Below are 24,788 nucleotides of genomic sequence, written 5' to 3' on the forward strand. Positions count from 1 at the left end.
GCTGGGGACCACCGCGCCGAGTCATCCGATGTGGACAGCCGAACGCCGGGTTCGCGCCGTGCCTGTGGACAACTCCGGGGCCCGGCCCTCGGCGTGGATACCATCGGCCCGTGACCGTTTCACCCGACCCCACGACCGCCGCACCCCGCAGTGCGGCGCTGCCGGTGCGCCCCGAACTGGCCGGTGAGGCGCCCTACGGCGCTCCGCAGCTCGACGTGCCGGTGCTGCTGAACGTGAACGAGAACCCGTATCCGCCCTCGCCGGAGGTGGTGCGGGAGATCGCCGACGCGGTCGCCGGGGCGGCACACGGCCTGAACCGCTACCCGGACCGCGAGTTCCTGGACCTGCGCGCCGACCTCGCGGACTACCTCGCGGTTGAGTCCGGTGTCCGGCTGCCCGCGGAGCAGATCTGGGCCGCGAACGGGTCGAACGAGGTGATGCTGCACCTGCTGCAGGGCTTCGGTGGCCCGGGCCGCACCGCGGTGTCCTTCGCGCCGACCTACTCGATGTACCCCGAGTACGCCCGGGACACCCACACCCGCTGGATCGCGGGCCGGCGGACCGAGGACTTCGACATCGACCCGGCCGAGGCCCGCGGGCTGCTTGCCCGGGAGGCGCCGTCGGTGGTGCTGCTGACCAGCCCGAACAACCCGACCGGCACCGCGCTGGCTCTAGACACGGTGCGCGAGGTGCTCGATGCCGCGGCCGAGGTGCCGGGCGGCTGCGTGGTGGTGGTCGACGAGGCCTACGGCGAGTTCCGGCGCGACGGCGTGCCCTCCGCGCTGACCCTGCTGGCGGAGTACCCGCACCTGGCGGTCAGCCGCACCATGTCGAAGGCTTTCGGCCTGGCCGGCGCCCGGATCGGATACTTGGCCGGCTCCCGCGAGCTGGTGGACGTGCTGCGGATCGTCCGGCTGCCGTACCACCTGTCCGCGGTGACCCAGGCGACCGCCCGGGCGGCGCTGCGGCACTCGGCGGAGCTGATGGCCCAGGTCGGTTCGCTGCGGGCCGAGCGGGACGCCCTGGTGGACTGGCTGCGCGCGCAGGGACACCGGGTGGCGGACTCGGACGCGAACTTCGTGCTGTTCGGGACGTTCCCGGACCGGCACGCGGTCTGGCAGGGACTGCTGGACCGGGGGGTGCTGATCCGTGAGGTCGGGCCCGAGGGATGGCTGCGGGTGTCGGTCGGCACCCCGCAGGAGACCGCGGCGTTCAAGGCCGCACTGAGCGAGGTGGTGGGGCAGTGAGCGCACGGACCGCACGGATCGAGCGGACGACCAGCGAGTCCAGCGTCGTGGTGGAGGTGGACCTGGACGGCACCGGCCGCACGGACATCAGCACCACCGTCCCGTTCTACGACCACATGCTCACCGCGCTGGGCAAGCACTCCCTGATCGACCTGACCGTCCGGGCCACCGGCGACACCGAGATCGACGCGCACCACACCGTCGAGGACGTGGCGATCTGCCTGGGCGAGGCACTGCGCGAGGCGCTCGGCGACAAGCGCGGCATCTCCCGGTACGGCGACGCCACGGTGCCGCTGGACGAGGCACTGGCCCAGGCGGTGGTGGACGTGTCCGGCCGCCCGTACCTGGTGCACTCCGGCGAACCGGCCGGGCAGGAGTATCACCTGATCGGCGGCCACTTCACCGGCTCGCTGACCCGGCACGTGCTGGAGTCGATCGCCCACCACGCCGCCTTCACCGTGCACGTGCGGGTGCTGGCCGGCCGCGACCCGCACCACATCGTCGAGGCCCAGTTCAAGGCGCTGGCCCGGGCCCTGCGCGCCGCGGTGGCCGTCGACCCCCGGGTGGACGGCATCCCGAGCACGAAGGGCGCGCTGTGAGCGACGACGACGACCTCGGCATCGAGATCCCGGACGACCTGTCCGGGCTGGCGGAGGCCTCCGCGCCGGATGAGCCCACGATCACGCTGCTGGTGACCCAGGTCGCCGAGGCCAAGCCGCTGGCCGCCGCCTGCTCGCTGGCGGGGATCGATGTGGACGCGGTGCCGTCACCGGTCGGGGCGCTCGCGGTGCTGCGGGCCGCGCCGAACGCTGCGGCCGGCACCGCGGCGGCCGCTGCCCTGTCCCGGATCCTGCCGATGGCCCCGGTGCTGTTGCTCGACCGGCGCGGTGGGCGGATCGCCGCGAGCCGGTGGAGCGGTGGTGAGCACGAGGACGACCTGGCCGCCGGGCTGGTGCTGTCCGGTGCGCCGTCGGAGCTGGAGGACCTGCTGCTGGGCACCCGGACCCCGGCGGAGGTGCCCGGGACGGTCACCAGCGTCGGCATGTCCCGGTGGAGCGCGATGCGCGCGCTGTCCGCAGGTCGGCGGAAGAAGTAGCGACCGGCCCGCGCCAGGACAGGCGTCACCGACCGGACCGTGTCCGGTGTCACCGCCCGCCCCTCGGGACACCGGCCACCGCGGGACCCGGGCCGGTTAGCCTGGGGACGTGCCACAACCTGATGTCGTCGTCCTGGACTACGGATTCGGAAACGTCCGGTCCGCCGTGCGCGCCCTGGAACGGGTCGGCGCCGAGGTCGAGCTGACCAACGACCCCCATCGCGCCGCCGAGGCCGACGGCCTGGTGGTGCCCGGCGTGGGGGCGTTCGCCGCGGTGATGGCCGGGCTGCGCGAGGTGCGCGGCGACCAGATCGTCGACCGCCGGCTGGCCGGTGGCCGCCCGGTGCTGGGCATCTGCGTCGGGATGCAGGTGATGTTCGCGCAGGGCGACGAGCACGGCACCCTGACCGACGGTCTCGGCGAGTGGCCGGGGCTGGTCGACCGCCTGGAGGCCGACGTGGTGCCGCACATGGGTTGGGCCACCGTGGAGGCCCCCGAGGGCAGCCGGTTGTTCGCCGGGGTCGAGGACGAGCGGTTCTACTTCGTGCACTCCTACGCCGCGCGGAGCTTCCCCCTGGACGAGACCGCGGACCCGAGCCGTTTCACCCCGCCGCTGGTGACCTGGGCCGATCACGGCGGGCGCTTCGTCGCCGCGGTCGAGAACGGGCCGCTGGCCGCCACCCAGTTCCACCCGGAGAAGTCCGGCGACGCCGGCGCCGCGCTGCTGCGCAACTGGGTGCAGAGCCTGCGCTGACCCGCCGCCCGACCCCACCCCGCACCGTCACGAGGAGACCCATGACCACCGACCGCCTGCAGCTCCTGCCCGCCGTGGACGTCGCCGACGGGCAGGCCGTGCGCCTGGTCCAGGGCGAGGCCGGGTCGGAGACCTCCTACGGCGACCCGCTGTCGGCCGCGCTCGACTGGCAGGCCGGCGGTGCGGAGTGGATCCACCTGGTGGACCTGGACGCCGCCTTCGGCCGCGGGTCGAACGCACCGCTGCTCGCCGAGGTGACCGCGGACCTGACCGGCCGGGGGGTGCGGGTGGAGCTGTCCGGCGGCATCCGGGACGACGCCTCCCTGGAACGTGCGCTGGGCACCGGCGCCGCCCGGGTGAACCTGGGCACCGCCGCGCTGGAGGACCCGGAGTGGACCGCCGACGCCATCGCCCGGCACGGCGACGCCATCGCGGTGGGCCTGGACGTGCGCGGCACCACGCTGGCGGCGCGCGGCTGGACCCGGGAGGGCGGCGACCTCTGGGAGGTGCTGGCCCGGCTGGACCAGGCGGGGTGTGCGCGGTACGTGGTGACCGACGTGACCAAGGACGGCACCCTGCGCGGCCCCAATGTGGACCTGCTGCGCGAGGTGTGTCGCCGGACCGATGCCCCGGTGGTCGCCTCCGGCGGGATCTCCTCGCTGGAGGACCTGCGGGTGCTGCGCGAGCTGGTGGCCGAGGGCGTGGAGGGTGCGATCGTCGGCAAGGCGCTGTACGCCGGGGCGTTCACCCTGCCGGAGGCGCTGGACGTCGCGGGTCGCCCGTGACCGGCAGGGAGCTGCCGCCGACCTCGGCCTTCGCCGGGGACGACGGCTCGGCCGACCCGGGGCTGGCCGCGGTGCTCGCCGACCACGCCGAGGGGCGGGCCGGGGTGCCGGAGGTGGTGGCCGCGCTGGCCGGGACCCGGGTGCTGGTGCCGGTGCTGGCCGAGGCGGAGGCGACCGAGGTCGTGCACGGGCACACGGTGGACCGGGAGGCGTCGGCCGGGATCGTGGCGTTGCAGGCGCCGGACGGCCGGACCGCGCTGCCGGTGTTCAGCTCGGTGGCGGCGATGACCGCCTGGCGCGCCGACGCCCGGCCGGTGCCGAGCGAGATCGCCCGGGCCGCGCTGTCGGCGGTCGAGGAGGGCTGGGAGTTGCTGGTGCTCGACCCCGGCGGCCCGGTCACGGTGCTGGTGCCCCGGCCCGCGGTGTGGGCGCTCGCGCAGCAGACCGACTGGGCCCCCGCGGTCGTCGGCACCGGGGCGGACCGCACGGTGGTCCCGGAGGTCCGGGACGCGGTCCGCGAGGCGATCACCGCCGTGCTGGCGGTGGGGGAGTCGGCGGAGTCCGAGCAGGCGACCGCACCGCGCCGGCACTGGTGGCAGCGCGAGCGCACGCCCGCACCGGCCGCCGCGCCGCCGGCCGTCCGCGAGGTGGTGGTGGCGCCGGGCGACCGGGCCGAGCTGAGCGTGGAGCTGCACCTGGTGCCAGGCCTGGACCGCGGCACCGTGGACACCCTGGTGCGGGCGGTCGGCGCCGCGCTGGCCGGCAGCGAGTCGGTGACCCGCCGGGTGGACTCGGTCCAGGTCCGGCTGCGCTGAGGCCGCGGATCAGCTCCGGCGGCGCAGCAGCGACACGATCGGCAGCGTCACCGCCAGTGCGGTCCCGACCAGGGCACCGACGATCTGCCCGCCGAGGATCACCCGGTTCAGGTCCATCGCCGGCTGCCAGCTGACGTCGCCGTCGCGCACGACGTAGACCCCGAGCGGGCGGATCTGGGTGCCAAACGCCCCGGCCCCGGCCCGGCCCATCCCGTTGGCCCGGCCGCCGCGGGGGTGTCCGTGCGGGTGCCGGTGGTGCCCCCAGGGGCCGGGTCGCGGGCCGTCCGCCGGGGCCGGTCCGTCCTGCGGGTCGGCGCCGTCCTCCGGGGTGGTGTCCGGCTCCGGGTCGTGCTGCGGTCCGCGCCGGCCGTCGCTGAGCCGTCCCCGGCCACCCGCGGCGGCCCGGGCATGGGCGCCGGTGACCAGGGCGACCGGGATCACCAGGGCGCCGTCCTGCTGGTACGCCTCACCGAACACCCGGCGGACGGAGAAGGTGTCGCTGGCCGCGTCGGTGAGCGCGGTGAGGTCGTCGATCGAGGGATCGACGGGGTGGTCGTGGCTCATGGCTGCCTCCTGGTGCGGGATCCGGACGACCACCGTCGCACGGACCGTGCGGTGGAGGAAGGGCTTACCCGGAGCAGGTGGCGCTCGGCACCAGGGCCGACTCGTCCGCGAGGATGCTGCGCAGCGTGCTGACCGGCACCACGAAGCTCTGCCCGCTGTCGTTCTTGGCGTAGACCACGCCGACCACGACGCCGGTGCTGTCCAGCACCGCCGAGCCGGAGGAGCCGGGTTCCACCGGTGCGTCGGTGAGCAGCACCTCGCCCAGGTTGCTGTGCAGCGGGTCGGGGGTGCTGCCGATCACCTTGCCGCTGGTCACGGTCAGTGCCCCACCCTCGGGGTAGCCGACCACCGTGATCGGGTCGCCGGGCTGCGGGTCCGCGTCGCCGAGCCGGGTGGCGGACGGCAGGGCATCGTCGGTGCGGACCAGCGCCAGGTCGGCCACCGGGGCGGAGGCGGAGGTGGACACCGCCAGGTCGCGCCCGTCGTAGGTGCTGAGCTGCAGTTCCGCGGAGTCGGCGATCACGTGCCGGTTGGTGATCAGGGTGTGCTCGTCGATCGCGAAGCCCGAGCCGGTGCTGACCGATCCGCAGCCGACGTTCCGGACCCGGACCGACATCCGCTGTGCGGCGTCGAAGCCGTCGGGGGACAGGTTGCCGGTGGAGGACGGGACCGGTTGGGGCAGGCTGGACGGCACCAGGTCGGTGGGCGGGTCGCCGGGCATGGTGAACGAGGAGCAGCCGGCCAGCAGCGCACAGCATGCCGCGAGGGCCACGGCCGCGCGTACCCGGTGGGACCGGCTCATTCGGTGACGCCCCCGGTCAGTTCGCGCTGCAGGGCGTCATTGGCGGCGGAGGCGGCGGCGCACAGCTCGTCGACCTGGGTGCGGAAGGTCTGTAGCTGTTCCGGGTCGTAGGCGGCGGCGTTGTCGAGGTAGCCGACCAGTTCCTGCTGCCGGTTGATGCACTCGGTCAGCGACGTGGCCACCGACCCGGCCGCCGCGGAGACCCGCTGCTGGTAGTCGACGAGCTGGCGCTGGGCCTCCCGGTCGTCGCCGACCTCGGCCTTCTCCGCGGCCAGCTCGGTCACCCGCTGCTGCGAGGCGTCCAGCTGCTCCTGGACGGTGGCGAGCTCGGCCACGGTGCCCTCGTGCGCGGTGCGGAGCTGGGCGAGTTCCTCGCCGATCGTGCCGGCATCGGTCTCGACCTGGTCGGCGTAGGCGGCCCACCGGTCGCTGCGGAGCCAGAAGAACACCGCCAGCGCCGAGACGGCCACCAGCAGCACGGCGAGCACCACGGCGATGATCCGCAACCGGCGCTGCGGACGGGCCGCGGGCGCGGGGGATTGGTGGTCGTCGAGGGATGCGAGGGGACCCAGCGGGTCCTCGGCTCCGGCGGTGGTCACCTACGCAAGCCTACGGGGCGCCGTGGAGCAGGGAGAATGGGTGCTCGTGTCCCTCGGTTCCTACGGCCGCGTGCTGCGGCTGCCCGGTGTCCTGCCCCTGACCCTGATCGCCTTCGTCGCCCGGATCCCGCACGCCATGACCGGGGTGACGCTCACCCTGCACGTGGTGCTGACCCTGGATCGGGGCTATGCGCAGGCCGGGGTGGTCGCGGCGGCGATGACGGTGGGGATGGCGATCGGCGCGCCGTGGCGGGGCCGCCGGGTGGACCGGATCGGGCTGCGCCGGGCGCTGATCCCCTCGGTGCTGGTGTCCTCGGTGATCTGGCTGGTGGCGCCCCGGCTGGACTATGTCTGGCTGATCGTCGCCGCGGCGGTGGCGGGGGCGTTCCTGGTGCCGGTGTTCTCCGTGGTGCGGCAGTCGTTGTCGGTGCTGGTGCCGGCCGAGCAGCAGCGCACCGCCTTCGCCTTCGACTCGGTGTGCACCGAGGTCACGTTCATGGTCGGACCGGTGCTGGCGGCGTTCCTGGCCACGTCGCTGTCCACGGCGGTGGCGCTGACCGTCGTCGGGGCGAGCACGGTGCTGGCCGGGGTGGCGCTGTTCTGGGCGAACCCGCCGACCACCTCGGTGCAGCGCGATGCCCGGCACGGCGGCCCGACCACGGTGGCGCAGGCCGGTGCCCCGGTGGTCACGGCGGAGCCGGCGGTGACCGGGCGGACCTGGCTGAGCCCCGGGCTGCTGATCGTGCTGGCCTCGGCCTCGTCGGTGGCGGTGCTGCTGAACGGGACCGACGTCAGCATCGTGGCGGCACTGGAGGACTGGGGCCGGCCCGGTTCGGTCGGCTGGGTGGTGGCGCTGTGGTGTCTGGGATCGGCGGTGGGCGGGCTGGTCTACGGCGCGAGCCCGCTGGACCTGCACCCGCTGACCCTGGTCGGGCTGTTCGGGCTGTTCACCCTGCCGGCCGCCTTCGCGCAGACACCCACCCAGCTCGCGGTAGCGATCGTGATCTCCGGACTGCCCTGTGCGGCGGCGCTGTCGTCGATCAACGCCTCGCTGGTCCGGATGGTGCCCGAGCACCGGCGCGGCGAGGTGATGGGCTGGAGCGGCACCGCGAACACCCTCGGCGGGGCGATCGGCGCACCGGTGTGCGGTGCGGTGATCGACGCCCTCGGCGCACAGGCCGGGTTCGGCTTCGCGGCCGGGGCGGGGGTGGTGCTGGCCGGGATCGGACTGCTGGCGATGCGGGTGCTGCGGCTGCGCCGCGGAACGGTCAGCTGACCGCGCCGGTGAACTTCTCGCCCGGGCCCTCACCCGAGGCGTCCGGGAACGGCGAGGCCTCGCGGAAGGCGAGCTGGAGCGAGCGCAGGCCGTCCCGCAGTGAGCGGGCGTGCTGGTTGCCGATGTCCGGCGCGGAGGCGGTGACCAGGGCGGCCAGCGCGGTGATCAGCTTGCGGGCCTCATCCAGGTCCATCAGCTCGGCACCGGTGGCGTCCTCGGTGTCGGGGGACAGGCCGCACTTCACGGCGGCGGCGCTCATCAGGTGCACGGCGGCGGTGGTGATCACCTCGACGGCGGCGACATCGGCGATGTCACGGACGGCGGCGGTGGCATCCGGGGTCTCGGTCATGGGCTGATCCTCACCCGGCGGGGCGGCAGAACCAAACGTGGAACGGCGACGGCCGCCCGCTCCCGGCTGGGAACGGGCGGCCGTCGGCTGGACGTCTCAGACGTCGGTGTCGCTCGGCTGGTCGATCGGGGCGCCGGAGTCACCGGCGGCGATCAGCTCCAGCAGGGTGGCGCCGAGGGTGGCGTCGACCTGGGTCCAGTACCAGAGGAACCGCTCCTTGACCCGCTCCACGGTCAGCGCGCGGTACTGGCCGACCAGGGTCTCCTGGAACCGGGCCTTGGCGCCCTCGTCGAAGACCTCCCGGTACAGGGTGCCGGCCTGGCCGAAGTCGTCGTCCTCGGCGTGCAGGGTGGCGGCGGCACGGACCAGCTCGCCGTCCGACTCCCAGGAGCCCTCACCGGCGGCGACGGCCGAGGCCACCGGCCCGCCGAAGCTGTTCGGCGCGTACACCGGCACCTCCGGGGCGTTGAAGTCGTGCCGCTGGGCACCGTCGGCGGTGTAGGAGTGCACCGGGCACTTGGGGGCGTTCACCGGGATCTGGGCGTAGTTGGTGCCCACCCGGTAGCGCTGCGCGTCCGGGTAGGAGAACACCCGGGCCATCAGCATCTTGTCCGGGGAGATCGCGGTGCCGGGCACCAGGGTCGCCGGGGAGAAGGCGGCCTGCTCGATCTCGGCGAAGAAGTTGCGCGGGTTCCGGTTCAGCGTGAATTGGCCGACCTTGATCCGCGGGTAGTCGCCCTTGGGCCAGACCTTGGTCAGGTCGAAGGGGTTGAACCGGTAGGTCTTCGCGTCGTCGTAGGGCATCACCTGCACGTAGACGTCCCAGGTCGGGAACTCGCCGCGCTCGATCGCCTCGTACAGGTCCCGGCGCTGGTAGTCGGCGTCCGCACCGGCGACCCGCTCGGCCTCCTCCGGGGTGAAGGACTCCAGGCCCTGGCGGGAGATGAAGTGGTACTTCACCCAGAACCGCTCACCGGCGGCGTTGATCCACTGGTAGGTGTGCGAGCCGTAGCCGTTCAGGTGCCGGGTGGTGGTCGGCAGGCCGCGGTCGCCCATCAGGTAGGTCACCTGGTGCGCGGACTCCGGCGACAGGGTCCAGAAGTCCCACTGCATGTCGGCGTCGCGCAGGCCGGAGCCGGGCAGTCGCTTCTGGGAGTGGATGAAGTCGGGGAACTTCATCCCGTCGCGGATGAAGAACACCGGGGTGTTGTTGCCGACGATGTCGAGGTTGCCCTCGGAGGTGTAGAACTTCAGCGCGAAGCCGTGCACGTCGCGCCAGGTGTCCGGGCTGCCCTGCTCACCGGCCACGGTGGAGAACCGCAGCAGCATCTCGGTGGTCGCGCCGGGCTGGAAGACGGCGGCCCGGGTGTAGGCCGAGACGTCCTCGGTCACCACGAACTCGCCGAAGGCGCCGGTGCCCTTGGCGTGCACCACGCGCTCCGGGACCCGCTCGCGGTTGAACTGCGCCAGCTTCTCCACCAGGTAGTGGTCGTGCAGCGCCGTGACGCCGTCGGGCCCGGTGGTGAGGGAGTGGGCGTCGGAGGCGACCGGAGCACCGAAGGTGTTCGTGGTCGTCGGGTTCTCCTGCGTCATGGGAGAGGTTCCTTCCAGTCGTGGTCGCCGTCTCCGGCCGGGGCGGGCCGGTTCCGGGCAGGCCGGGGCACCGTTCGGGCGGGTTGCCCGATCGGCACAGGGGAATCAGGCCCGCGCGGGGAGGGCGCGGGTACCGCAGCGGCTGACCGGGGGCGGGTCCCCGGGGTCGTGGGCGGGCGTCAGGTCGTGGCCGGCACCGGAGCGGCGGCGCACTGCGGGCACAGGCCCCAGTACGTCACCTCGGCGGTGTCGATCCGGAAGCCGGAGGTCGAGCTCGGGGTCAGGCAGGGGGCCTCACCCACTGCGCAGTCGACGTCGCCGACCACGCCGCAGGACCGGCACACCACGTGATGGTGGTTGTCGCCGACCCGGCGTTCGTACCGGGCGGGGTGCCCGGCGGGCTCGATCCGGCGCAGGATCCCGGCGGCGGTGAGGGCGTGCAGCACGTCGTACACCGCCTGGACCGACACCGTGGGCAGTGCGGTCCGGGCCTGCTTGAGGATGGTGTCGGCATCGGCGTGCGGCAGGTCGCCCACCGCAGCCAGCACCGCCACCCGGGGAGCGGTCACCCGCAGCCCGTGCTCGCGCAGCAGTTCGCCCGGGTCGGTGGGTCCGGCGTGGGCGTGGACGTGCTGGTCGAGCTCCATGCCGGAAACCCTGACACGTTTTCTGGAACTGTTCAAGTAGGCATCTGACGGCGTGTCAGATCCGATCGGCGCGCGGGTCGTCCCCGGTGGCCGGTCTGGTAGAGTTCTTCCCGACTGGCCTGGGTCGTGCCTCGCGTGCGGCCCGGGTGCACAAGTGGAGTCCCTCCCACCTGAGTCTCGACCGCCGGCCTCGTGCCGCAGCAGAGTCCAGGTCTCGGTCAGCGGGCCGCCTCCGGCGTGTCCGTGCGAGCTGCGCATCCGTGCGCGGCCGCGACCGTGTCGGCCCCCGCCTGTGCTCAGGTTCGGGGGCCTTTCCCGTTCCTGGTGGTCACACCGTCGAGACACCGAGGAGCACCACATCAGCGAGCCCCGCATCAACGATCGGATCCGCGTCGCCGAGGTCCGCCTGGTCGGCCCGAACGGCGAGCAGGTCGGCATCGTCCGCGTGGAGGACGCACTGCGCCTGGCTCAGGACGCCGATCTCGACCTGGTCGAGGTCGCGCCGACCGCCCGTCCCCCGGTCTGCAAGATCATGGACTACGGGAAGTTCAAGTACGAGGCCGACATGAAGGCCCGTGAAGCCCGGCGCAATCAGAGCAACACGGTTCTCAAGGAGATCCGCTTCCGGCTCAAGATCGACCCGCACGACTACGGCACCAAGAAGGGCCACGTCGAGCGGTTCCTCAAGGCCGGCGACAAGGTCAAGGTCATGATCATGTTCCGCGGTCGCGAGCAGTCGCGCCCGGAGATGGGTGTGCGCCTGCTGCAGCGCCTGGCGGACGACGTGGCCGAGCTGGGCTTCGTCGAGAGCATGCCGAAGCAGGACGGCCGCAACATGACCATGGTCCTCGGGCCGGTCAAGAAGAAGTCGGAGCAGAAGAACGAGCAGCGTCGTGCGCGGCGCAGCGAGTCTGACGGCCCGGCGGAGCAGGTCGACTTCGACGCCAGTGGGGTGGAGGAGATCACCGAGTCCGCTCCGGCTGCTGCGCCGTCCGAGGCTGCTGCTCCGGCCGAGGCCCCGGCTGCTGCTCCGGCGCCCGCCGCTGCGGCGACCCCGGCCGCCGCCCGGCCCGCCGCGACGGCGAAGCCCGCTGCTGCCACGCCGGCTGCCGCCGCGAAGCCGGCCGCTGCCCGGCCCGGCACCGCCGCGAAGCCCGCCGCCGCGGCGAAGCCTGCCGCTGCTGCGAAGCCCGCTGCGACCGCCAAGCCGGCCGCTGCCAAGCCCGCGGCGACCCCCACCGCACCGGCCCCGGCCGACGCGGAGGGCGGCGCCCCGAAGCCCACCCCGCGGCCCGCGCCCAAGCCCGCGGCCCGTCCGGCCCCCCGCGGCCGGTCGGCCACGAGCTGAGCCGGACCACCAGCACACCCTGCGGTTCCCACCGGACCCGTCAGGCCGCGTTCCACGCCTCCGGGTGCGGGACACGAGACAAGGAGAGAGCGGCAGCCATGCCGAAGAACAAGACGCACTCCGGTGCCAAGAAGCGCTTCCGGGTGACGGGTAGCGGCAAGCTCATGCGCGAGCAGACCAACGCTCGCCACTACCTCGAGCACAAGTCGAGCCGGCGCACCCGCCGCCTCGCCCAGGACCAGGTCGTTTCCGCGGCTGACGCCCCCAAGATCAAGAAGCTGCTCGGTCGCTGATGCCGTGCGGCCTCACGGTCGCGGCACACCCGAGCCCTAGACAAGCAAGGAGCATCACGTGGCACGCGTGAAGCGGGCAGTCAACGCCCAGAAGAAGCGCCGGTCGACCCTGGAGCGCGCCAGCGGCTACCGCGGTCAGCGGTCCCGCCTGTACCGCAAGGCCAAGGAGCAGGTCACCCACTCCCTGGTGTACGCCTACCGCGACCGCAAGGTCCGCAAGGGCGACTTCCGCAAGCTGTGGATTCAGCGGATCAACGCTGCGTCCCGCGAGCAGGGTCTGACCTACAACCGCCTGATCCAGGGCCTCAAGCTCGCCGGTGTCGAGGTGGACCGTCGCGTCCTGGCCGACCTGGCCGTCAACGACGCCCCGGCGTTCAACGCGCTGGTCGAGGTCGCCAAGAAGGCGCTGCCCGCGGACGTGAACGCGCCGCGCGCCGCTGCCTGAGCAGGCACTCCGCACGCCACGACCCCTGTCGGACCCCGGTCCGGCGGGGGTCGTCGTGTGTCCGGGCGGTGGTACGGGATGATGGGGCGGTGTCCCGCACCGACTTCGACCCGACCGTGCCCACGCTGACCAACCCGCAGGCCGACCGGGTGCGGACCGTGCGCGGCCTGGCGCAGCGCGCGACCCGGCGCCGGGCAGGGCAGTACCTGGTGGAGGGGCCGCAGGCCGTCCGGGAACTGGTGCGCTGGTCGCCGGAGCGGGTGCGGGATGTCTATCTCACCCCCGACGCGGCCGCCCGGTACCCGGAGATCGTGCAGGACGCGGCCGGACTGTTCCGGCACCTGGGCACCCCCGAGGTGCTGGCGGCGATGTCCCCGGACGCGCAGGGCGTGCTCGCGGTCGCCACCCCGCCGGACGCCGCCCGGGCCGGCAACGGCGGCACGGTCGGCCCGCTGGACGCCGACGCCCTGCCCGCCGTGCTCGCCACCGGCCCGCGGCTGATCGCCCTGCTCGCGCGGGTGCGGGACCCGGGCAACCTCGGCACCGTGATCCGGGTCGCCGACGCCGCCGGGGCGGACGCCGTGGTGGTCGCCGGCGACGCGGTCGAGGTGACCAACCCCAAGGTGGTCCGGTCCACCGCCGGGTCGCTGTTCCACCTGCCGGTGGTGCACGGACTGTCCGTGCCGGACGCGGTCGCGGCATTGCGGGCCGCCGGGTCGCAGGTGCTCGCCGCGGACGGCGCGGGGACGCACGATCTGGACGACCTGCAGGATGCCGCGGTGCGGGGTGAGCCCGGCCGGGTCGATCTGCGCCGCCCGACCACCTGGCTGTTCGGCAACGAGGCGTGGGGCCTGCCCGCCGAGGACCGGGACGCCGCCGACGCGGTGGTCCGGGTGCCGCTGCGGGGCCATGCCGAGTCGCTGAACCTGGCCACCGCCGCCGCCGTCTGCCTCTACGCCAGCTCCCGCGCCCACCGGTAGCCGCCCGATCCCGTCCCTCGTCCCCGACCCCCAGCCGCCCCTCATGCGCCTCTTCGCCGCCCTCTGGCCCACCCCCGACGTCCGGGCCCACCTGGCCCACGCCCTGCGCACCAGCGTCGGGGTCGACCCCGAGACCTCACCCGGCCTGGGCCCGTCCGGCATCCGCTGGATCGCCGCCGAGTGCTGGCACCTGACCCTGGCGTTCTATGGCGACGTCGGGGAGGGACAGGCCGCCGCGCTGGCCGAGGAACTCGGCCGGGTGAGCGAGCCACCCTTCGACCTGGAACTGCGCGGGGCCGGGGTGTTCGCGCACCGCACGCTCTGGGCCGGGGTCGGCGGCGACCTGGAGTCCGTGCACCGGCTGGTGGCGGCCACCCGGGCGGCGGGGGAGTCGGTCGGCATCGCCGGCGATCACCGGGTGCGGTCCCGGCCGCACGTCACTCTCGGCCGGGTGCGCGAGGAGCACGGCCGGAGCCGGCGTGGGCGGCACGAGCCCGGTCCGGCCGACGAGCTGGTGCATGCGCTGTCGGTGTACCGCGGGCCGGTGTGGCCGGTGGGTTCCCTGGTGCTGGCCCGGTCGGAGCCGGGCGCGGGCCGGGCCGGTGGTCCGCTGTATTCGGTGTGTGCGCAGTGGCCGCTGTGACAGGATGACCGGCATGACGACCGTCGCGCGCCGATTTCCCGGGCCCGTTCCCGGGATCCACGGCTGACGCACGGACAGTCCACGGACCGGGGAGCGGGCGCGACTAGACTCGTCCACCGGCACGTCAGCAGTGTTCTGGCGTCGCCGCGACCCCGTATGGAAGGTCCGGATGTCCGAGACACCTCTGTCCCCGCTCGATGCCGCCGGCGTCGACTCCGCCGTCGCTGACGCGCTGGCCGCCGTGGCCGCCGCCGACGACCTCGATGCCCTCAAGGCCGTGCGCACCGCGCACACCGGTGAGCGCAGCCCGCTCGCGCTGGCGAACCGGGCGATCGGTGGGTTGGCGCCCGCCGACAAGGCCACCGCCGGCAAGACCCTCGGCCAAGCCCGCGGCCGGGTGAACCAGGCGCTCGCCGCCCGGACCGCCGAGCTCGAGGCCGAGCGCGACGCCCGGATCCTGGTCGCCGAGACCGTCGACCTGACCGGCCCCGTCGACCGGCACCCCGCCGGTGCCCGGCACCCGCTGTCCAGCCTGCAGGAGCGGATCGCGGACGTGTTCGTGGCGATGGGGTGGGAGGTCGCCGAGGGGCCCGAGGTCGAGGCGGAGTGGTTCAACTTCGACGCGCTGAACTTCGGCCCGGACCACCCGGCACGGCAGATGCAGGACACCTTCTTCGTGCAGGGGGTCGGCGACCAGGCCGGCCAGGACCCGCACCTGGTGCTGCGCACGCACACCTCGCCGGTGCAGGCCCGCAGCCTGCTGGAGCGCGGGGTGCCGGTGTACGTGGTCTGCCCGGGCCGGGTCTACCGCACCGACGAGCTGGACGCCACGCACACCCCGGTCTTCCACCAGGTCGAGGGCCTGGCGGTCGACAAGGGCCTGACCATGGCGCACCTCAAGGGCACCCTGGACCACTTCGCGCAGGCGATCTTCGGCCCGGAGGCCCGGACCCGGCTGCGCCCGTCCTTCTTCCCGTTCACCGAGCCCAGTGCCGAGATGGACCTGTGGTTCCCGCAGAAGAAGGGTGGCCCCGGCTGGATCGAGTGGGGCGGCTGCGGCATGGTCCACCCGAATGTGCTGCGCGCCGCGGGGATCGACCCCGACGTCTACTCCGGTTTCGCCTTCGGGATGGGCATCGAGCGCACGCTCATGTTCCGGCACTCGATCGCGGACATGCACGACATGGTGGAGGGCGACGTGCGCTTCTCCACCCAGTTCCGGGCGGTGATCTGATGCCTCGCATTCCCCTGACCTGGCTCGGCGAGCACGTCGAGCTGCCCGCGGGCATCACCGCGGAGACCCTGGCGGCCGATCTGGTCCGGGTCGGCCTGGAGGAGGAGACGATCCACCCCGCCCAGGTCACCGGCCCGCTGGTGGTCGGCGAGGTGGTCTCTCGGGTGCCCGAGCCGCAGAAGAACGGCAAGACGATCAACTGGTGCCAGGTCGACGTCGGCCCGGAGCACGGGGTGGACGGCGGCCCGCGCGGCATCGTCTGCGGCGCGCAGAACTTCGACGTCGGCGACCGGGTGGTGGTCGCGCTGCCGGGTGCGGTGCTGCCCGGACCGTTCCCGATCGCCTCCCGCAAGACCTACGGCCACATCTCGGACGGGATGATCTGCTCGGCCCGCGAGCTCGGCCTCGGCGAGGACCACGACGGCATCATCGTGCTGTCCCGGATCGGGATCGACGCTGCCCCGGGGACCGACGCGCGCGAGCTGCTCGGGCTGGGCGAGGAGGTCCTGGAGATCAACGTGACCCCGGACCGGGGGTACTGCTTCGCGATGCGCGGGGTGGCCCGGGAGTACTCGCACGCCACCGGTGCCCGGTTCACCGACCCGGGCCTGGTCCCGGTGGCGGAGCTGCCGTCCGAGGGCGGGTACCCGGTGGAGCTGCGGGACGACGCCCCGATCCACGGCGTGCCCGGGGCGGACCGGTTCGTCGCCCGGGTGGTGCGGGGCGTGGCGGCGGACCAGCCGTCGCCGACCTGGATGCAGCGCCGGCTCACCGAGGCCGGGATGCGGCCGATCGGCCTGGCGGTCGACGTGACCAACTACGTGATGCTCGACCTGGGCCAGCCGCTGCACGCCTACGACCTGGCCACCCTGGACGGTCCGATCGTGGTCCGGCGTGCCCGGGCCGGCGAGCGGCTGACCACCCTGGACGGCCAGGACCGCGCGCTGGACGCCGAGGACCTGCTGATCACCGACGGCGCCCGGGTGCTCGGGCTGGCCGGCGTGATGGGCGGCGCCGACAGCGAGGTCTCCGGGTCGACCACCGACCTGCTGATCGAGGGGGCGCACTTCGACCCGGTGTCGGTGGCCCGGACCTCACGGCGGCACAAGCTGTCCTCGGAGGCCGCCAAGCGGTTCGAGCGCGGCGTCGATCCGCAGTTGGCGCCGGTGGCGGTCGACCGGGTGGTCGAGCTGCTGGTCGAGCACGGTGGCGGGGTCGCAGACCAGGCCCGCACCGATGTCGGTCACCCGCTGCCGTCGCCGGTGCTGCACCTGCCGCTCGCTCTGCCGGCCCGGTTGATCGGCCTGGAGCTGGACGCCGCCACCGTGACCGGGCTGCTGCGGCAGATCGGCTGCACGGTGGGGGAGATCGCCGGCACCGGGGCCGAGGCCAGTGTCGCGGTGACCGTCCCGAGCTGGCGGCCCGACCTGACCGAGCCGGTGGACCTGGTGGAGGAGGTCGCCCGGCTGCACGGTTACGACCGGATCCCGTCGATCGTGCCCACCGCCCCGGCGGGTGCCGGCCTGACCGACGACCAGCTCCGTCGCCGTGCGGTCTCCGCGCTGCTGGCCGGCCGGGGCTGGGTGGAGACGCTGTCCTACCCGTTCGTCGGCACCGCCCAGCTCGACGCCCTGGGCCTGGCGGCCGACGACGAGCGGCGCACGCTGCTGCGACTGGCGAACCCGCTGTCCGAGGAGCAGCCGTACCTGCGCACCTCGCTGCTGGTCACCCTGCTGGACACCGCCCGGCGCAATGTCGCCCGCGGATCGTCGGCGACCGACGGCCTGGCGATCTACGAGGTCGGCGCGGTCACGCTGCCGGAGCCCGGTCTGCCGCCCGCACCGGTGCCGCCGCTGGGTGAGCGGCCGGCCGCCGAGGTGCTGGAGGCGATGGATGCCGCGGTGCCGCACCAGCCGCGCCGGGTGGCCGGGGTCGCCCTGGGCTGGCGGGAGCCCGATGTCCGGCTGGCCGACCCCTCGGACGCGGTCGAGGCGGTGCAGGACATCGCCGGGGTGCTCGGGGTGCCGGTGCGCCTGGTCGCGGACCGGGAGCGGGCACCGTTCCACCCCGGCCGGTGCGTCCGGGTGGAGACCGCGCAGGGTGCCGTCGTGGGCTGGGCCGGCGAGCTGCACCCGAAGGTGGCCGGGCAGCTGGGCCTGCCGGGGCGCCCGGTGGCCTTCGAGCTGGACCTGGACCTGCTGCTGGCCGCCGCCCCGACCGCCCCGGTGGTCGCGGTGGAGGTGTCGACCTACCCGGCGGCCAAGGAGGATGTCGCCCTGGTGGTGGACGCGACCGTGCCGGTGGCCGAGGTGCTGGACGCGGTGCGGACCGGTGCGGACGCCTCCCCGGCCGGCCCGGTGCTGGAGAGCGCCCGGCTGTTCGACGTGTACACCGGTGAGCAGCTGGGCGAGGGCAAGCGGTCGCTCGCCTTCGCGCTTCGGCTGCGCGCGGCCGACCGCACGCTGACCGCGGAGGAGACCGCCGGGGTGCGCGAGGCGGTGGTGGCCGAGGCCGGTCGCCGGTTCGGTGCCACGCTCCGGGCGTAGCGCTCGTCACCCGAACGGGGGTCGCACCTAGGGGTGTGGCCCCCGTTCGCGCACCCGGCCCCGCCGCGCGCGAGTGGGGTGCGGCGCCGAGTGCGGGGGGTCGGGGCCCGTGCGGGAGTGCGCGCCTGTTCGAGGGCCTGTGCCGAATGCGGGAGTCCCGCGCCGAGTGCGGTGGCCGGGGTGCCGACGTGGCGACGGCGGTAACGAACTCGGCGGGGCCGCGGGCCCGAGGTCGGGAGGGACGGCGCTCCCGGGGTGCGGGGTCCGGCGGTATTCCGGGGTCGGGCGGCAGTCCGGAGTCGGGCGGCAGTGCGGGGTCCGGCAGCAGCGCGGTGGTCGGGCGCCGAGTGCGGGAGTCCCGCGCCGAGTGCGGTGGCCGGGGTGCCGATCTGGCGGCGGCGGTGACGAACTCGGCCGGGGCGCGGGCCCGAGGTGGGCGGCCGGGGCGCGGGGCCGAGAGGGCCCGGACGCGCCGTCCGGGGGCGGAATGAGACGACTTGTCTCACCTGCGGACCCATCCGAACCCGCCGGGCCGGGGCGACTTCCGCGGATTCCTGCCGCGTCCGGCGACTCCTGGGAGGTGTTCACCAGGTCGTTACCCACCGATAGTTGGCCGAATCGGACATTCCGCCAATACTGGTCGGCGGCTGTGTGACCTCCGTGACACGGCCCTGTGACCGACGAATGGAGATCTCGGTGAGAGCAGCGGCGCGCAACCGCAGAACCGGGGCGGCCCTCGCCGCCCTCTCGGCCCTGGTGATGATCCCGGTCGGCAGCGCCGCCGCCGTGACCGTCCCGCTGGCCACCACCACCGCCGACACGGCGACCATCGCCCAGGTGCAGGGCACCGGCGACACCTCCCCGCTCAACGGCCAGACCGTGACCACCTCCGGCCTGGTGACCGCCGCCTACCCGACCGGTGGCTTCCGCGGCTACGTGATCCAGACCCCCGGCACCGGCGGCGAGCTGTCCGGCCGCACCGCCTCGGATGCGGTGTTCGTGTACTCGCCGAACACGGTGTCGAGTGTGGAGATCGGCGACTACGTCCGGGTCACCGGCGCCGTCTCGGAGTACCAGGGGCTGACCGAGCTCACGGTGAACGCCGCCGCCGGGGTCGAACAGCTCGACGCCACGACCGCCGCGCCGGTCACCCCGATTAGCGCTCCGTGGCCGGCCGACGACGCCACCCGGGAGACGCTGGAGTCGATGCTCTACCTGCCCACCGGCGACCTCACGGTGAGCAACACCTACAGCACCAACCAGTACGGCGAGGTCGGCCTGGCCACCGGCACCACGCCGCTGATCCAGCCCACCGAGGTCGCGGTGCCGGGGTCCGCCGAGGCCGCCGCGGTCGTCGCCGACAACGCCGCCCGTCAGGTCACCCTGGACGACGGTGCGACCACCAACTTCCTGTCCGCGGCGAACCAGGCCCTGACGCCGCCCTACGTGTCGCTGACCGAGCCGGTCCGGGTCGGTGCGCCGGTGGTGGTGGACTCCCCGGTGATCGTCGACTTCCGCAACAGCCTGTGGAAGCTCAACCCGACCTCCGCCGGTGCCGCGGACGTGCGCTTCGGCAACACCCGCACCGACGCCCCGGACCCGGTGGGCGGTGACCTGTCGGTGGCGTCGTTCAACGTGCTGAACTACTTCACCACCCTGGGCGCCACCACCGCGGGCTGCGTCGCCTACACCGACCGGGCCGGCAACGGCGTGACGGTCAAGGACGGCTGCGCCCCGCGCGGTGCCTGGGACGCCGAGGACCTGCAGCGCCAGCAAGACAAGATCGTCGCGGCGATCAACGCCCTGGACGCGGACATCGTGGGCCTGATGGAGATCGAGAACTCCGCCGACGACCACGCGGTGAGCACCCTGGTCGACGCGCTGAACGCCGCCACCGGCGAGCAGACCTGGGCGTTCGTGCCGCGCTCCGCCGAGTTGCCCGACCCGAGCACGCAGGACGTGATCACCAACGCGCTGATCTACCGCACCGCCGCGGTCGAGACGGTCGGCGAGTCCCGGGCGCTGGGCGACCAGTCCGGCGACGACCAGGCCTTCGGCAACGCCCGCGAGCCGATCGGTCAGGTGTTCGCCCCGGCCGGCGGCGGCGAGCAGCTGTTCGTCGCGGTGAACCACTTCAAGTCCAAGGGCTCCGCCGGTCCGTGGCCGGGCGACGCCGACACCGGTGACGGCCAGGGGGCGTCCACCGAGTCCCGGGTCCGCCAGGCACAGGCGCTGCGGGACTGGATCCCGTCCGTGCAGGGCGACGCCGAGGCGGTCGCACTGGTCGGCGACTTCAACTCCTACACCGCCGAGGACCCGCTGCAGGTGCTGTACGACGCGGGCTACACCGACGCGGGCAGCACGCTGGCCGAGGGGGAGTACAGCTACTCGTTCTCCGGCCTGTCCGGTTCGCTGGACCACGTGCTGCTGAACCAGGCGGCGCTGGACCGGGCCACCGGGGCGGACATCTGGAACATCAACTCCGGTGAGTCCATCGCCCTGGAGTACAGCCGGTACAACTACCACGGCACGCTGTTCTACGCCCCGGACGCCTACCGGTCCTCGGACCACGACCCGGTGATCGTCGGGCTGTCCGCGGGGGAGACCGGGCCGACCGGACCGGTGGACCTGACCCTGCTGAACATCAACGACTTCCACGGCCGGATCGACGCCAACACCGTCGCCTTCGCCGGAACGGTGGAGTCCGAGCGCGCGGCGGCGGAGAACCCGGTGTTCCTGTCCGCCGGCGACAACATCGGCGCCTCGCTGTTCGCCTCCTCCTCCGCGGAGGACCAGCCCACCATCGACGTGCTGAACGCGCTGGACCTGTCCGCTTCCGCGGTGGGCAACCACGAGTTCGACCGTGGCTACGACGACCTGGTGGACCGGGTGATCGCGAACGGCACCAACGCCGAGTTCGCCTACCTGGGCGCCAACGTCTACACCGCGGGCACCCAGGACCCGGCGCTGGACGAGTACGCCCTGGTCGAGACCGGCGGGATCACCGTGGGCGTGATCGGTGCGGTCACCCAGGAGACGCCGACCCTGGTCACCCCGGCCGGGATTGCGGGCCTGGACTTCGGCGACCCGGTCGAGGCGGTCAACCGGGTCGCGGCCCAGCTCACCGACGGCGACCCGGCCAATGGTGAGGCCGACGTGATCGTCGCCGAGTACCACGAGGGTGCCGGCGCGGGGACGCCGGACGGCGCCACCCTGGCGGACGAGGTCGCTGCCGGTGGGGCGTTCGCCGACATCGTCGAGTCGACCGACCCGGCGGTGGACGTGATCTTCACCGGGCACACCCACAAGCAGTACGCCTGGTACGGGCCGGTGGACGGCCAGGACACCCGGCCGATCGTGCAGACCGGGTCCTACGGCGAGTACCTGGGCAAGGTCACGCTGACCTACGACCCGGCCGACGGTGCGGTCTCGGCGCTGGCGGGCAGCAACGTCGCCCGGCTGACCCCGGCCGCGGGCCAGACCCAGGACGCCTTCGACGACCAGTTGGCCGCGACCTACCCGCGGGTGGCCGAGGTGCAGCAGATCGTCGACGCCGCACTGGCCGCCGCCGACGAGATCGGCCGCCAGCCGGTCGGCTCGGTGACCGCCGACATCACCACCGCGTTCGCGGGCGGCTCCTACGGCCCGGACGGCTATGCCGGCCCGGGTCCGACGCCGACCAGTGGCCGGGACGACCGGTCCAAGGAGTCGACGCTGGGCAACCTGGTGGCCGACGCACTGCTGGACACCCTGTCCGATGCCGATCGCGGCGGGGCCCAGATCGGGGTGGTGAACCCCGGCGGGCTGCGCGCCGAGCTGCTGTACGCCCCGGACGGCACGATCAGCTACGCCGAGGCCAATGCGGTGCTGCCGTTCGTGAACAACCTCTGGACCACCACGCTGACCGGCGCCCAGGTCGAGACCATGCTGGAACAGCAGTGGCAGACCAACGAGGACGGGTCGGTGCCGTCCCGGCCGTACCTGCAGCTCGGGCTGTCGGACAATGTGTCCTACACCTATGACCCGGATGCGGCGGCCGGGGAGCGGATCACCTCGGTGACCATCGACGGTGCCCCGCTGGACGCCGACGCCGAGTACCGGGTGGGGACGTTCTCCTTCCTGGCGCAGGGCGGGGACAACTTCCGGGTGTTCGAGGAGGGCACCGGCACCGCGGACTCGGGTCTGGTGGACCGGGACGCCTGGATCGCCTACCTGCAGGCCCACCCCGGCCTGAGCCCGGACTTCCGGGAGCGTGCGGTGCAGGTGCCGGTGCTGCCGGAGACCGAGGCCGGGACCGAGCTGAGCGTTGACGTGGCCGGGCTGAACCTGACCAGCCTGGGCGCGCCGGAGAACACCGCTCTGGACGTCCAGCTGGACGGCAGCTCGATCGGCACGGCCACCCTGGCGGCCGGTGCCGGGACCGTGTCGGTCACCGTGCCGGCCGGGACCACTGCCGGGTCGCACACCCTGACCCTGGTCGCCGACCCGAGTGGCACCACCGCCACCGTGCCGCTGACCGTGACGGCGCCCGCGGGTCCGGAGCTCAAGGAGTCCACCACCACGCTGGTCACCACCCGCAGCAGTCAGCCGAAGGGCGCCCTGCTGCCGGCGGTGCTGATCTCCACCGTCCGGGTCGAGGGCCAGTGGCTGCCGAGCGGGACGGTCGAGTTCCGGGACGGTGACACCGTGATCGCCCGGTCCCGGGTGGTGCTGGGCATCGCGCTGACCACCGTGCCGCGCTCCACCTCGGTGGGCACGCACGAGTTCACCGCGACCTTCGTCCCCGCCGACCCGGGCACCGTCGCGGGCTCGACCAGCACCCCGGTCACCGTCCGGGTCCGCTGACCCACCGGCGACACAGGCCCGGGATCCCTGGGGCCGGGCCTGTGTCGCCGAGAGTGCACGAATGCACGCCTCAGAGCTGCTGAGGCGTGCATTCGTGCACTCTCGGTGCGTGGGTGCGTGGGTGCGTGGGTGCGTGGGTGCGTCGGTGCGTCGGTGCGTCGGTGCGTCGGTGCGTGGGCGCGTGGACGCGTGGGCGCCCGGGTGCGTGCGTCCTGGCGGGCGCTCAGCAGCCGTCGGGGCCGCAGGCCTCCGCGTCGGCGGCGCCGGGCACCGTGACGAACGCGGGCCGGGGAGCGGGCAACGCCTCGGTCAGCAGCCGGGTGAAGACCTCCACCGGCTGGGCACCCGAGACCGCCAGCCGCCGGTCGGCGACGAAGAACGGCACCCCGGTCACGCCCAGTGCCTGGGCCTCCGCCTCGTCGGCCCGGACCGCCTCGGCCCCCGCGCCGGACTCCAGCCCGGCGCGCACCGCCCGCGCGTCCAGCCCGGCCTCCGCCGCGATCGCGACCAGCTCGTCCAGGTCATCGATCACCCGGCCGTGCTCGAAGTGCGCACTCATCAACCGTTCGACCAGGTCGGCGCCGCGGTCGCCCGCGAGGTGCACCAGCCGGTGCGCGTCGAAGGTGTTCGCCGGCACCACCCGGTCGAAGTCGTAGGCCAGGCCCTCTCCGGCGGCGACCTGCGTCACCTGAGCGAACATCTGCCGCACCTGCGCCTCGGGCAGCCCCTTGCGGCTGGACAGCAGCTCGGCCTCGGTCATCCCGGGGTGCTGGTGGGAGTGTTCGGCGGTGGGGTCCAGCTCGAAGGAGCGCCACACCACCTCGACCTCGTCCCGGCGGTCGAAGCCGGCCAGGGCGGTGGCGAACCGGCGCTTGCCGATGAAGCACCACGGGCAGGCGATGTCGGACCAGATCTCGACGGTGATGCTCATGCGACCAGCACCACCTTGCCGGTGGTCGCCCGGCCCTCCAGCGCGCGATGGGCCTCGGCGGCGTCCTCCAGCGGGAACTGCGCGCCGATCCGCACATCCAGGGTGCCGCCGGCCACCGCGTCGAACAGCTCGCCGGCCCGCCAGCGGGTCTCCTCCGGGCTGGCGGTGTAGTGCGCCAGCGTCGGCCGGGTCAGGAACACCGACCCGGCGCGGTTCAGTCGCTGGGGGTCCACCGGGGGCACCTGGCCGGAGGCGCCACCGAACAGGGCCAGGCCGCCCCGGGGTCGCAGCGAGGCCAGCGAGGCGTCGAAGGTGGACCGGCCGACCCCGTCGAAGACGGTGTGCACGCCCTTGCCGCCGGTCAGTCCCCGGACGATCGCGGGCAGCTCCTCGGTCAGGTCGGCCAGCTCGGTGTACCGGATCACGTCGGTGGCGCCGGCCGCCCGGGCCAGCTCCTCCTTCTCCGGGCTGCCGACCGTGCTGATCACCCGCGCGCCGCGGGCCACGGCCAACTGGGTGAGCAGCAGCCCAACCCCACCGGCCCCGGCGTGCACCAGCACGTCCTGGCCCTCGGACACCGGGAAGGTGGAGGCGACCAGATAGTGCGCGGTCATTCCCTGCAGCGGCAGTGCGGCAGCGACCAGCGGGTCCACCCCGGCGGGCACCGGCAGCGCGACCCGGGCCGGGACCACCACCAGCTCGGCGTAGGAGGAGGGCGCATCGGCCCAGGCCACCAGGTCACCGACCGCGAAGCCCTCCACCTGGGCGCCGACCGCCACCACCTCGCCGGCGCCCTCGGAACCGACCACGTGCGGGTAGGTCATCGGATACACCCCCGAGCGCCGGTAGGTGTCGATGAAGTTGACCCCGGCGGCCACTGCGCGGACCAGCAGGTCCCGCGGGCCGGGGGTCGGGTCGTCGACCTCGATGAAGTCCAGGACGTCGGGTCCACCGGCTGCGGTGGCGATGATCGCGTGCATGACGTCGGCAACGCCC

The 24,788-nt window shown here is 73.8% G+C and carries 23 protein-coding genes; 15 read left to right on the forward strand and 8 right to left on the reverse strand.

Annotated elements, in window-relative coordinates; genetic code table 11:
• Positions 1–110: 110 nt before the first annotated feature.
• From HGA03_RS14425 to HGA03_RS14450, 6 genes are all read left to right on the forward strand, one after another.
• Positions 111–1,247 (forward strand): histidinol-phosphate transaminase, encoded by a 1,137-nt coding sequence (locus tag HGA03_RS14425; RefSeq protein WP_168630986.1) that lies wholly within the window; start codon positions 111–113, stop codon positions 1,245–1,247.
• On the forward strand, positions 1,244–1,846 hold the full coding sequence (gene hisB / locus HGA03_RS14430) for an imidazoleglycerol-phosphate dehydratase HisB (RefSeq protein WP_203767734.1): 603 nt from the start codon (positions 1,244–1,246) through the stop codon (positions 1,844–1,846). Before HGA03_RS14425 ends, hisB begins: the two co-directional genes overlap by 4 nt.
• Positions 1,843–2,343, forward strand: a complete 501-nt coding sequence (locus HGA03_RS14435) for a hypothetical protein (RefSeq protein ID WP_168630988.1) — start codon at positions 1,843–1,845, stop codon at positions 2,341–2,343. The genes hisB and HGA03_RS14435 overlap by 4 nt, the downstream gene beginning before the upstream one ends.
• A 109-nt stretch (positions 2,344–2,452) precedes the next feature.
• Positions 2,453–3,097, forward strand: a complete 645-nt coding sequence (gene hisH, locus HGA03_RS14440; protein WP_168630989.1) for an imidazole glycerol phosphate synthase subunit HisH — start codon at positions 2,453–2,455, stop codon at positions 3,095–3,097.
• Positions 3,098–3,138: 41 nt separating this feature from the next.
• Positions 3,139–3,882: a bifunctional 1-(5-phosphoribosyl)-5-((5-phosphoribosylamino)methylideneamino)imidazole-4-carboxamide isomerase/phosphoribosylanthranilate isomerase PriA gene (gene priA / locus HGA03_RS14445; protein WP_168630990.1), complete on the forward strand. Its 744-nt coding sequence runs from the start codon at positions 3,139–3,141 to the stop codon at positions 3,880–3,882.
• The gene (locus tag HGA03_RS14450) at positions 3,879–4,697 is read left to right on the forward strand and encodes an SseB family protein (RefSeq protein WP_168630991.1); all 819 of its coding nucleotides are present in this window, start codon (positions 3,879–3,881) and stop codon (positions 4,695–4,697) included. Before priA ends, HGA03_RS14450 begins: the two co-directional genes overlap by 4 nt.
• A 9-nt stretch (positions 4,698–4,706) precedes the next feature.
• Here the strand turns inward: HGA03_RS14450 and HGA03_RS19105 are convergent, their stop codons facing one another.
• From HGA03_RS19105 to HGA03_RS14465, 3 genes are all read right to left on the reverse strand, one after another.
• Positions 4,707–5,261 (reverse strand): hypothetical protein, encoded by a 555-nt coding sequence (locus HGA03_RS19105; RefSeq protein ID WP_168630992.1) that lies wholly within the window; start codon positions 5,259–5,261, stop codon positions 4,707–4,709.
• A gap of 64 nt (positions 5,262–5,325) precedes the next feature.
• Positions 5,326–6,063 (reverse strand): S1C family serine protease, encoded by a 738-nt coding sequence (locus tag HGA03_RS14460; protein WP_168630993.1) that lies wholly within the window; start codon positions 6,061–6,063, stop codon positions 5,326–5,328.
• Positions 6,060–6,662, reverse strand: a complete 603-nt coding sequence (locus HGA03_RS14465) for a hypothetical protein (RefSeq protein WP_239073764.1) — start codon at positions 6,660–6,662, stop codon at positions 6,060–6,062. The genes HGA03_RS14460 and HGA03_RS14465 overlap by 4 nt, the downstream gene beginning before the upstream one ends.
• Before the next feature lie 40 nt (positions 6,663–6,702).
• On the opposite strand from HGA03_RS14465, the gene HGA03_RS14470 reads away from it, so the two are divergent.
• Entirely contained in the window at positions 6,703–7,938 is a 1,236-nt protein-coding gene (locus HGA03_RS14470) for an MFS transporter (RefSeq protein ID WP_239073762.1), read from the forward strand.
• Here HGA03_RS14470 and HGA03_RS14475 read toward each other — a convergent pair.
• The 3 genes from HGA03_RS14475 to HGA03_RS14485 form a co-directional block, all read right to left on the reverse strand.
• Positions 7,931–8,287 (reverse strand): DUF1844 domain-containing protein, encoded by a 357-nt coding sequence (locus HGA03_RS14475; RefSeq protein ID WP_168630995.1) that lies wholly within the window; start codon positions 8,285–8,287, stop codon positions 7,931–7,933. The genes HGA03_RS14470 and HGA03_RS14475 overlap by 8 nt on opposite strands.
• A 96-nt stretch (positions 8,288–8,383) precedes the next feature.
• A complete protein-coding gene (locus HGA03_RS14480; RefSeq protein ID WP_168630996.1) occupies positions 8,384–9,880 on the reverse strand; it encodes a catalase in 1,497 nt (498 codons plus the stop codon).
• A 179-nt stretch (positions 9,881–10,059) separates the two neighbouring features.
• Positions 10,060–10,527: a Fur family transcriptional regulator gene (locus tag HGA03_RS14485; protein WP_168630997.1), complete on the reverse strand. Its 468-nt coding sequence runs from the start codon at positions 10,525–10,527 to the stop codon at positions 10,060–10,062.
• A gap of 292 nt (positions 10,528–10,819) precedes the next feature.
• Between HGA03_RS14485 and infC the strand changes: the two genes are divergently transcribed.
• The 8 genes from infC to HGA03_RS14525 all read left to right on the forward strand — a co-directional run bounded on the left by infC (position 10,820) and on the right by HGA03_RS14525 (position 22,861).
• Positions 10,820–11,875, forward strand: a complete 1,056-nt coding sequence (gene infC / locus HGA03_RS14490; protein WP_373307725.1) for a translation initiation factor IF-3 — start codon at positions 10,820–10,822, stop codon at positions 11,873–11,875.
• Positions 11,876–11,973: 98 nt separating this feature from the next.
• Complete coding sequence (gene rpmI / locus HGA03_RS14495; protein WP_168630998.1) at positions 11,974–12,168, forward strand: 50S ribosomal protein L35; 195 nt, start codon at positions 11,974–11,976, stop codon at positions 12,166–12,168.
• Positions 12,169–12,226: 58 nt separating this feature from the next.
• Entirely contained in the window at positions 12,227–12,613 is a 387-nt protein-coding gene (gene rplT / locus HGA03_RS14500; protein ID WP_168630999.1) for a 50S ribosomal protein L20, read from the forward strand.
• Between the two features lie 89 nt (positions 12,614–12,702).
• Positions 12,703–13,593 (forward strand): TrmH family RNA methyltransferase, encoded by an 891-nt coding sequence (locus HGA03_RS14505; protein WP_239073760.1) that lies wholly within the window; start codon positions 12,703–12,705, stop codon positions 13,591–13,593.
• Between the two features lie 43 nt (positions 13,594–13,636).
• Positions 13,637–14,236, forward strand: a complete 600-nt coding sequence (gene thpR, locus HGA03_RS14510) for an RNA 2',3'-cyclic phosphodiesterase (RefSeq protein ID WP_168631000.1) — start codon at positions 13,637–13,639, stop codon at positions 14,234–14,236.
• Positions 14,237–14,405: 169 nt separating this feature from the next.
• Positions 14,406–15,470, forward strand: a complete 1,065-nt coding sequence (gene pheS, locus HGA03_RS14515; RefSeq protein WP_168631001.1) for a phenylalanine--tRNA ligase subunit alpha — start codon at positions 14,406–14,408, stop codon at positions 15,468–15,470.
• Complete coding sequence (gene pheT, locus HGA03_RS14520; protein WP_168631002.1) at positions 15,470–18,016, forward strand: phenylalanine--tRNA ligase subunit beta; 2,547 nt, start codon at positions 15,470–15,472, stop codon at positions 18,014–18,016. The genes pheS and pheT overlap by 1 nt, the downstream gene beginning before the upstream one ends.
• 684 nt (positions 18,017–18,700) lie before the next feature.
• Positions 18,701–22,861, forward strand: a complete 4,161-nt coding sequence (locus HGA03_RS14525) for an ExeM/NucH family extracellular endonuclease (protein WP_168631003.1) — start codon at positions 18,701–18,703, stop codon at positions 22,859–22,861.
• Between the two features lie 223 nt (positions 22,862–23,084).
• On the opposite strand, the gene HGA03_RS14530 is transcribed toward HGA03_RS14525, so the two are convergent.
• Both HGA03_RS14530 and HGA03_RS14535 read right to left on the reverse strand, forming a co-directional pair.
• The gene (locus HGA03_RS14530) at positions 23,085–23,792 is read right to left on the reverse strand and encodes a DsbA family oxidoreductase (protein WP_168631004.1); all 708 of its coding nucleotides are present in this window, start codon (positions 23,790–23,792) and stop codon (positions 23,085–23,087) included.
• A complete protein-coding gene (locus tag HGA03_RS14535; RefSeq protein WP_168631005.1) occupies positions 23,789–24,772 on the reverse strand; it encodes a quinone oxidoreductase family protein in 984 nt (327 codons plus the stop codon). Before HGA03_RS14535 ends, HGA03_RS14530 begins: the two co-directional genes overlap by 4 nt.
• Positions 24,773–24,788: the final 16 nt, after the last annotated feature.

Origin of the sequence: Cellulomonas denverensis, assembly GCF_012396125.1 — a bacterium.
GTDB classification, from domain to species: domain Bacteria; phylum Actinomycetota; class Actinomycetes; order Actinomycetales; family Cellulomonadaceae; genus Cellulomonas; species Cellulomonas denverensis.